This window comes from Streptomyces griseus subsp. griseus (genome assembly GCF_003610995.1).
In the GTDB taxonomy this organism is placed as follows: Bacteria; Actinomycetota; Actinomycetes; order Streptomycetales; family Streptomycetaceae; genus Streptomyces.
In genome coordinates, this window is the sequence record NZ_CP032543.1 from 6,767,368 (window position 1) to 6,776,065 (window position 8,698).

At 72.8% G+C, this 8,698-nt stretch carries 6 protein-coding genes, 1 tRNA gene and 2 pseudogenes; 3 read left to right on the forward strand and 6 right to left on the reverse strand.

Translation table 11 applies throughout. The features are described 5' to 3' along the window. Positions 1-68: 68 nt before the first annotated feature. From D6270_RS30345 to D6270_RS30355, 3 genes and pseudogenes are all read right to left on the reverse strand, one after another. Positions 69-2,017: pseudogene (locus D6270_RS30345) on the reverse strand (DUF2264 domain-containing protein). A 165-nt stretch (positions 2,018-2,182) separates the two neighbouring features. Then, positions 2,183-2,602 (reverse strand): hypothetical protein, encoded by a 420-nt coding sequence (locus D6270_RS30350; protein ID WP_109162515.1) that lies wholly within the window; start codon positions 2,600-2,602, stop codon positions 2,183-2,185. Between the two features lie 86 nt (positions 2,603-2,688). Then, positions 2,689-3,168: a DUF309 domain-containing protein gene (locus tag D6270_RS30355; protein WP_109162514.1), complete on the reverse strand. Its 480-nt coding sequence runs from the start codon at positions 3,166-3,168 to the stop codon at positions 2,689-2,691. Between the two features lie 111 nt (positions 3,169-3,279). Between D6270_RS30355 and D6270_RS30360 the strand changes: the two genes are divergently transcribed. From D6270_RS30360 to D6270_RS34090, 3 genes and pseudogenes are all read left to right on the forward strand, one after another. Continuing rightward, positions 3,280-5,934, forward strand: coding sequence for an ATP-binding protein (locus D6270_RS30360; protein WP_151414739.1), 2,655 nt, complete (start codon positions 3,280-3,282; stop codon positions 5,932-5,934). 49 nt (positions 5,935-5,983) lie between these two features. After that, a tRNA-Pro gene (locus D6270_RS30365) sits at positions 5,984-6,057 on the forward strand. 88 nt (positions 6,058-6,145) lie between these two features. Next, a pseudogene (locus D6270_RS34090) lies at positions 6,146-6,441 on the forward strand (hypothetical protein); the annotation flags it as partial. Between the two features lie 181 nt (positions 6,442-6,622). On the opposite strand, the gene D6270_RS30380 reads toward D6270_RS34090, so the two are convergent. Genes D6270_RS30380 through D6270_RS30390 form a run of 3 tightly spaced genes read right to left on the reverse strand, consistent with a single transcriptional unit; the run spans position 6,623 to position 8,694 of the window. Beyond that, positions 6,623-7,423 carry an ABC transporter permease gene (locus D6270_RS30380; protein WP_109162512.1) on the reverse strand — a complete coding sequence of 267 codons (801 nt, stop codon included), beginning with the start codon at positions 7,421-7,423 and terminating at the stop codon, positions 6,623-6,625. After that, complete coding sequence (locus tag D6270_RS30385; RefSeq protein WP_109162511.1) at positions 7,420-8,430, reverse strand: ATP-binding cassette domain-containing protein; 1,011 nt, start codon at positions 8,428-8,430, stop codon at positions 7,420-7,422. Before D6270_RS30385 ends, D6270_RS30380 begins: the two co-directional genes overlap by 4 nt. Positions 8,431-8,487: 57 nt before the next feature. Beyond that, positions 8,488-8,694, reverse strand: a complete 207-nt coding sequence (locus D6270_RS30390; protein ID WP_109162510.1) for an MbtH family protein — start codon at positions 8,692-8,694, stop codon at positions 8,488-8,490. Positions 8,695-8,698 lie beyond the last annotated feature (4 nt).

The following is an 8,698-nucleotide window of genomic DNA, read 5'->3' on the forward strand; positions in this document are numbered from 1 at the left end:
AGCCCGCTGTGGTCCGACCGAAGCGAGCTTGGTTCGGCCGATGCGAGCGGTGGTCGGACCACAGCGGCCTATGGTCCGACCTGAGAGTGCTCCACTGCGACAGCCCCCTGACCGAAGGCGATCCGCGTCCTCGTACCGTCCTCCGCCCACCCCACCTCGACTTCGGCCTCGGCCGCGCGGATGCCACCGTCCGGACCGGGCCGCACGTGCACCTTGTCCACGACCGGTGCCAGCGGACCGGCCGCCGGCTCCGCCGTGAGCGACGCGAGCGCCACCAGCACCACGTTCCCCGCCATATCGGCGGTGGCCAGCCGGGGCAGCACCGCCCAGCGGGTGAACGCCGTGCCCTGCGGGGCCCGTACCTCCTCCAGGGCCTCCCAGCCGTGGAGCCCGTACAGCTGGGAGCGCACAGAGCCCCTGGCTCCGCCGCCCAGCCGGTCAGCTCGGCCCGTGCACCGTCCGGCGCCCCCAGGATCCGGTGCACCCGCAGCTCGTAGCGGCCCCGGGCCACGGTCACGCTCTCCACCCGGAGCCCGGGAACGGTGGAAGGGCCCGCAGCGAAGACGGGCAGATGCCAGGAGGCGGCCCAGCCCCAGCCCTCGCCGTGTCCGGCCCCGAGCGGACGGATCCGGCGCCGGGTGCTGCGTACCCCGCCGACCGTCACCGACAGGTGGTTGTCCGCCGGGTTCGCAGCCGAGGTCGGTCCGGTCACGGTGGAATAGGCGAGCCGGGCGTAGTGCGGGTCGGTATCGGCCGCCGACTCGGCCTCGTCCGGGCGGACATGGTCGCTGCCGTGGTTGTGCAGCCGCACCACACCGTCCGCTCGCGTCGACTGCACCAGAAAGCCCGGTGCCGGTACGGACAGCACCCGGTCGGACCCTTCGCTCGGCGCCGCTTCCTCCACCGATCTCCACAGCGGATGCCCGGCGGGCGCCAGTAGCGCGACGAACGCCTTCGATGCCCAATAGGGTGACGCGGGACCGGAATAGGACTGCAGCGTCGCCGGGTGGGGGCCGTGCCAGCCGAGGCTCAGCAGCCCGTCGTCGCCGCTCGCGCCGCGCTCCAGGAAGTACCGCAGCGCCCCGTTGACCAGCCGCCGTGACACCCCCGGCGCGAGCGGGGTGTTCCCGGAGACCGCGCCCAGGCCCACGGCCGCGCTCGCGGCGAAGCGGTAGGTGAGCGAGCGCCCGAAGTGCAGCGGGGCCCCGTCGCCGCCGAACATCAGCGAGAAGCTCTCCAGATGCTCGCGCAGCCGCGCCCCGTGGTGGGCGGCTGCGCTGTCGTCGCCCGCGAGATGGGCGTCCAGCACCGGATACAGGTGCAGCGCCCAGCCGTTGTAGTGGTCGAAGGCGCGCCCGTCCCCGTCGGCGTACCAGCCGTCGCCCCGGTACCAGCCCTCCAGCAGCTCGAGAGCCCGCTCCCGCGCCCGGGCCGTCTCCGCGTCCCCGCGCCCCACCGACTCCAGGAAGCCGGCGACCGTGTAAGGGAAGAGGTACCAGTTGTTGCCCGCCGGAACATGGCGCAGCGCACCCCGCAGCCACTGCTCCGCCCGGTCCTGTACCCCGGAGTCCAGCCGGTCCCAGAGCCAGGGCCGGGTGAGCCGCAGCCCGAGTGCGACAGAGGCGGACTCCACCATGGGCTGCCCCTGGAGATGGTGGTCCAGGATGAGCGGCCAGGACTCCGCGTCGTCCCGCCCGGGCGTACGTGTCCCGGACGCGAGCCCCCGGCCGTAGCGTTCCAGCCATTCGTGCGGGTCCTTCCCCTCGGCCCCGGCGACCCGGAAAGCAGCCGCAAGGAAGGTTCGCGCGTAGCCCTCAAGGCCGTCGGAACGCACTCCGGAGTGCGAGGGGGCCCCGGGCAGGTCGAGGAGCGCTCCGCCGGGGGTGGCCCACCGCCAGGCCGCGCGCAGCAGTCCGTCGGCGGCGGCTTCCCAGTGCCCGCGGGTGTACCCGGTGAACGGACTCGACGCCCGGTCCTCCGGGGGAAGTTCGAAGGAGAGGGAGCGGAAGGTCGACATACGGGAAGGCCAGGCCCTTCGTGGGGGACACGGTCGGCACCGGAAATCCTGATCGAGTGATCGCAAGCGGTCAAGAGGTCGACCGGAAGCGCACCGAAGCGATCAAACGATCAGGCGGGAGGCTGTTCCCGGAGCCGTCCCGCCCCACGCGCGGAGCCGAAGGACTCAGGGAAGCAGCAGCCAGTCCGCACCGACGGCGGCCACCAGGCCGACCGCGAGCAGCCAGCTGCCGAGCCTGGTGCGGCCGTTCCTGCTGAGTTCGATCACCAGACCGCACAGGATGAGCGCGAGCCCGTAGACACCCACCACCAGCACCGACGACCGGCTCGCGATCCGCAGGGCGAGGACCACGCCCATCGCGACCATGCCCACGGAGGAGAGGACGATCCGCAGCCGCCGTGCCTGACGTGGCGTCAGTCTCTTCTCGGGGTCGTTCCCGGTCCCGGCTTCAGGGTGGAGCGCGGCCTCGGTGTCGTACGCGTCCTCGGCGGGCTCCGCCGCCGTGGCCTCCGCTATCGGGGCGTCGGCGTCCCGGTCCGGGCTCTCGCGCTGGTCCCGGTCCTGGTCCTGGTCAGAAGTGCTCATGGAGCCGGATCGTAATGGCTGCGCGGCAGGCCTGTTCCCGGAGCGGGGCGTTCCGCCGCAGGACCCGGGCGCCGGAGCCTCACCGGCTACCCCAGCAGCCGGGGCGCCTCGGCCTCCGCGTCCACCGTGGGGACGCTCTCCACGCGGCCGGCCAACTCTTGCGCCCAGTCGACCAGTCCGCCGATCCCGATGCCGTGCGGTCGGTCCTCGCCGTACGGGATGAGTGCGCCCGCTCCCCGGCGCAGCAGCCGCGCCCCGCCCGCCGTGTTGCCGCGCGCGGCATGGGTCAGCCCCACCGCCACCTGCGCCAGCCCCCGCCACAGCTCGCGCTCGCTCTCCGGCCCTGACTTCCAGGCGTCCTCGAACACCTCGTGGGCGTGGAACGGCATCCCCGCGTCCAGCAGCCGCTGGGCCTCCCGGAGCGTCTCGTCCGGCATGCGGACCACCCCCTCGGGCTGCCGCTCCACTCCGGGCGTCCCGTAGGGCAGCGGGCGCCCCAGCCCGTCCCGGGGGCGCGCATTGCGCGCCCGGCCCTCGGGGTCACGGTCCCTGTGCGTCTCGTTCACCCCGCGATTGTGCCTCGTACCTGCGAGGAATCGGCCGAACCCTGTAGATGAGCCCCCGCGCACGACTAGGCTCGTCCGTCGTCACTGCATGCCATTTGGGGAAGGGTGGGCATGAAGCCGTCCCGGCCGTTGTACGAGCGTGAACCGGAACTCGCCGCTGCCGCGAGGGCGGTGGACGATCTGTGCGGAGCGCAGGCCGTCGGCGGGCTCCTGGTCTTCAGTGGGGAGGCGGGGCTCGGGAAGACCGCCCTGCTCGCCGAGATCCGGGCTATGGCAGCCGACCGCTGCACGGTCTGGTCCGCCCGTGGCGGCGAGACCGTCACCTCCGTACCGTTCCATGTCGTACGTCAACTGCTGCAGCCCGCACTCGACCTGTTCCCGCCCGACGAGACGCGGGCCCTTTTCGGCGACTGGTACGACACCACGGCCCCCGCGCTCGGGCTCGCCGAGCCCAGCGGTCCCCAGCCCGACCCCCAGGGTGTCCGGGACGGCCTCGACTTCGTCGTCGCCCGGCTGGCCTCCCGCCTCAGCCACCGGCCGTTACTGCTCCTGGTGGACGACGCCCACTGGGCGGACGGCGAGTCCCTCTCCTGGCTCTCCTCGTTCACGGCCCGCCTCGGCGAGCTGCCGCTCCTCGTCGTCCAGGCGTACCGGCCGCAGGAGATGGCCGAGCGCAATGCGAGTTACGTCGCCGACCGGGAGGCCGAGCGTGGTTCCGACGGGCCCAGCGCTGTCACCCGGGTCGCCCTGCGCGCGCTGACCCCGGACGCCACCGCCGAACTGGCCCGCGCGGCCCTGGGCGAGCACGCCGACGACCCCTTCTGCCGCGAGGTCTGGGCCGTCACCGGCGGCAACCCTTACGAGGCCGTCGAGTCGGTCGCCAAGGTGCAGGACCAGGAGCTGGCGCCGGTCGAGGAGTCGGCCGGGCAGCTGCGGGAGCTGGGTGCCTCCGCGCGCGGCAGCGGGCTCGTCGCCCGGCTGGAACGGCTCGGCACCAACGCCAACCGGTTCGCCTGGGCCGCCGCCGTGCTCGGCACCGACATCTCCCAGGAGCTGGCCGCCACCCTCGCCGGGATGAGTTCGGCGGAGGCCGCCGACTGCACGGCCCGGCTGCGCGACGCCCGTATCGTCAGCGGCTTCGACCCGCTGGAGTTCGTCCACCCGCTGATCGCCACCGCGGTCTACCGTTCCATCCCGCCGGCCACCCGTACCGCGATGCACGGGCGCGCCGCCTGGGCCATCACCCGGGCCGGCCTCGGTGCCGCCGCGGCCTCCCGCCACCTGCTGGAGGTCCACCCGGACGACGACCAGGAACTGGTCGCCCAGCTCCGCGAAGCCGCGGGCCAGCACCTCGCCGTCGGCGCCCCCGAAGCGGCCAGGCGCTGCCTGGAGCGCGCCATCGAGGAGCCGCCCCGCCCGAAGGACCGCGCCGTCCTGCTGTACGAGCTCGGCTGCGCCACCCTGCTCAGCTCCCCGCCCACCACCGTGCAGCACCTGCGGGCGGCCCTGGACATGCCGGGACTCGACGACGGCCTGCGGGTCGACGCGACGTTCCGGCTCGCCGCCGCGCTCGCCCACAACAACCAGCTCAAGGACGCGGCGCTCTCGCTGGCGGCCGAAGCGGCGCGTACGGCACCGGGCCCCGGCCTGATGCGGCTCCAGGCCGCGCACTTCATGTGGGAGGGCATGCAGGCCACCGAGGACGACGGCCCGGCCCGCTCCCGGCGCCTCACCCGCAACGCCGACCACCTCAAGGGCCGCGACAACGCGGAGCGGGCGCTGCTCACCCTGCGGGCCTTCGACGCCATGCTGCGCGGCGAGAACGCCCAGCTCATCGTCGACCTCTGCGAACGGGCCCTGATCGACGGCAGCCCCGCCCGGGGCCTGGGCTGGACCGACTCCGAGTGGGGCTTCGAGCTGCCCACCATGGTCGGCATCACCTACACCTTCACCGACCAGCTGGACCGGGCCGAGAGCCTCTTCGGCGAGGCGGTGCGGGCCTTCGAGATCTCCGGCTGGAGCGGTGCCCACCTGGCGTTCGCACACACCCTGCTCGGCATGGTCCACCGCCGTCGCGGGCGCCTCGCGGAGGCCGAGGGCTTCCTGCGCGAAGGGCTCCGGCTCGCCGACCGAGTCGGCTCCGGGCTGCCCGTCCACTGGGACGCGACGTGCTTGCTCATCGACACGCTGCTGGCCCGCGGCCGCACCGCCGAGGCCCGCAAGATCGCCGACCGCTACACCTTCGGACCGCCCTACCCCAGCGCCATGGTGCTGCCGGACGGCCCGTGCGTCCTGGGCCGCCTGCTGCTGGCCGAAGGCCGTAAGGAGGAGGCCATCGCCGAACTCGAAGCGGCCGGTGCCGCCCTCGAGCCCCGCGAACGCTTCAACGGCATCTGGGCACCCTGGGCCGGCGACCTCGCCCGCGCCCTGGCCGAGGACGACCCGGGCCGGGCCGCGCACCTGGCGGCCCGCGCACGGGTGCACGCCGAACGGTTCGGTACGGACACCGCGATCGGCGAAGCCCTGCGCTGCGTCGCGCTCTTCGCACCGCCCGAGGAGGCGGAGCAGCTCCTCGCCGACGCCGTACGCCACCTGGAGAGGTCCTCCTCCGCCTACGAGCACGCGCTCGCCCGCGTCGACTACGGCATCGCGATCGGCTCGCACCGCGAACTGGCCCGGGCCCAGAAGCAGGCCATGGCCTGCGGAGCCGAAGGACTGGCGGCCCGCGCCCAGCAGGCACGGACGTCGATCCGGTCCTCGGAGTGAGGTAATGTTTGTCCTGCGCGGCCGCCCGGGTAACCAGGCGGAATCGCATCGGGACGTGGCGCAGCTTGGTAGCGCACTTGACTGGGGGTCAAGGGGTCGCAGGTTCAAATCCTGTCGTCCCGACTGGAGACAGTCGCAGATCAGGGCCGGTTTCGGAGCAATCCGAAACCGGCCCTTGATCGTTTTTGGGGACCGGTCGGGGACCAGTTGGCGGTTCGGCGTCCCTCGGCTGCGCCGTGCCCCGGCCGGGGTGCCGTTGCCACGGGCGTCGGACGGCCGGCTGGTGCTGGCGGTGGAGGTCTCGCCGTGGCTGCGGCGCCGGACGCCGGATATGACGCCCCTCGCATCGCCCACCTGCTGGACGGCCTGCCCGTGGAGATCCCCGGCCGGCTCCACGGGAAGGCGACCGCGCAGGCGTGGTACCGGCCGCATCCGCGGCTGACCCGCCGGGCCGCGTGGCTCGACCACGACGGCCCGCCGCGCCTCGTCGAGGGAACCGTCGTCCGCCCTGGTCCCGGTGGTGATCCTTGTCGCCTCACCAGCGCTGCTCCGGCCGGAGCGCCGGTCCCTCGCCGATACCTCCGCTACGTCCACCGGGATCGGGTCCCAACGATCCTGGACAAGCAGCACGGCCGAATCAGCGTCCGGTGGTCGTGGTCACCAGCCCTCGGCGTGATGCCTGCTCGGCTCATCCGAGCGTGATGCGTCGGAAGCGGACCAGCGCCAGGATCATGAAGGCGCCCGTGATGAGCAGAGCGCAGCCCGCGGCGTAGGGGAGCGCGTGCACGACGGGCCAGGCGCTGCTTGTGGGCAGGCCGGCCGGGGGTGGGTTGCCGAAGAGCTCACGGACCGCGGTGGCCGTCGCGGAGACCGGGTTCCACTCCGCCACGGTGCGCAGCGGCCCGGGCATGGTGTGCGGGGAGACGAACGCCGCGGAGACGAAGGTGACGGGGAAGAGCCAGATCAGTCCAGCACTCTGGGCCACCTCGACACTGCGGGCCATCAGCCCGATCGCCGCCCCCACCCACGACATGGCGAAGGCGAAGAGCAGGATCAGGAGGTAGGCCGCGAGCGCCTCAGCGGGTGAGGTGCTGATACGCCAGCCGACCAGCAGGCCGCACAGAGAGGTGACGACGAGGGTCACCGCGCTCATGGTCAGGTCGGAGAGGGTGCGTCCCAGAAGCACGGCCATGGCGGGCATCGGAAGGGAGCGGAAGCGGTCCACGATGCCCTTGTCCATGTCGTTGGCCAGTCCGAGGGCGGTGAAGGCGGAGTTGAAGGTGACCGCCTGGGCGAAGATGCCGCCCATGAGGAAGATCCGGTACTCGGCGCCGCCGAGGCTGCCGCCGAAGACGTAGGCGAGCAGCAGGACGAACATCACCGGCTGCACGAGGGCCGCGATGACCGATCCGGGGGTCCGGCGCAGGTTCAGCAGATTGCGCCAGGCGATGATGGAGGAGTCGCGGCCCAGCCGCTGGACGATGGTCATCGTGCACCTCCGCCGACCGCTGTCACGCCCGAGGAGGGCGCCGCGACGTCCGGTGCGGGGGCCCGGCCGGTGAGGGAGAGGAATACGTCGTCCAGCGTCGGTGGTGCCAACTCCACGTCCCGGACGGCGATTCCGGCCAGCCGCAGACAGCCCAGGGCGTACTCCAGGCTTCGTGCGCCGTGGTCGGTGGCGACCGTCAGGCGTCCGGTGCGCTGGTCGAGGTCGGGAGAGTGGTCGCCGAGCGTGGCAAGGATCTCCGTCGCGGTGATGCGGTGCTGAGGGTCAGGGACGGTGAGTGAGAGGCGCTCGCCGCCCACGCGCGCCTTGAGCTGGGCGGCGGAGCCGCGGGCCACCACGGTGCCGCTCTCGATGACGACGATGGCGTCGGCCAATTGGTCGGCCTCCTCCAGATACTGGGTGGTGAGCAGCACGGTCGTGCCTTCGGCGACCAGGTTCCTGACGGCCTGCCAGGTGTCCGCCCGCCCACGGGGGTCGAGCCCTGTGGTGGGCTCGTCCAGAACCACTACCGGCGGTCGCGCAACGAGAGCGCCGGCCAGGTCGAGACGTCTGCGCATTCCCCCGGAGTACGTTCTGCTCGGCAGGTCGGCCGCGTCCTCCAGGTCGAAGTCGCTGAGCAGTTGTCCGGCCCGGCGGCGGGCCGCGTGCCGGCCGAATCCGTAGAGCCGTGCGACGAGGTAGAGGTTCTCCCGCCCGGTGAGTTTCTCGTCGACGGCGGCGTACTGCCCGGACAGCCCGAGGTCGCGGCGTACGGCCTCGGGGGCGGCGAGAACGTCGTGGCCGGCCATCCAGGCGCGGCCGCCGTCCGGTCGCAGCAGTGTGGACAGGACTCTGACCGTGGTGGTCTTGCCCGCGCCGTTGGGGCCGAGGACTCCCAGTACGGTGCCGGGGGCCGCTTCCAGGTCCACACCGTCCAGCGCCTGCTTCTTCCCGAAGCGTTTGGTGAGCCCTTCGGCGCGTATGGCCGGGCGGGTCGGAGGGGAGGTCATCGATGCCTCTCGTAGGGGGTGCTCAGGATGGGGCCGGGCCCCGTGCGGGATTCGGGGTCATGCCACGCGCGTGCGGGCGCTCCTGGGCGTGATGTCGGTCCAGTTGACCTCCACGTACTCCAGGCAGGCCGTGTGCTCCGCCGGGCCGTATACCTCGTCCCAGCCTGCGGGGACCGGTGCGAAGGACGGCCACAGGGCGTGCTGGCCCTCGTCGTTGACCAGGACACGGTGCTGGGTGTTGGGGTCGTCGAAGGGGTTCGTCATGAAA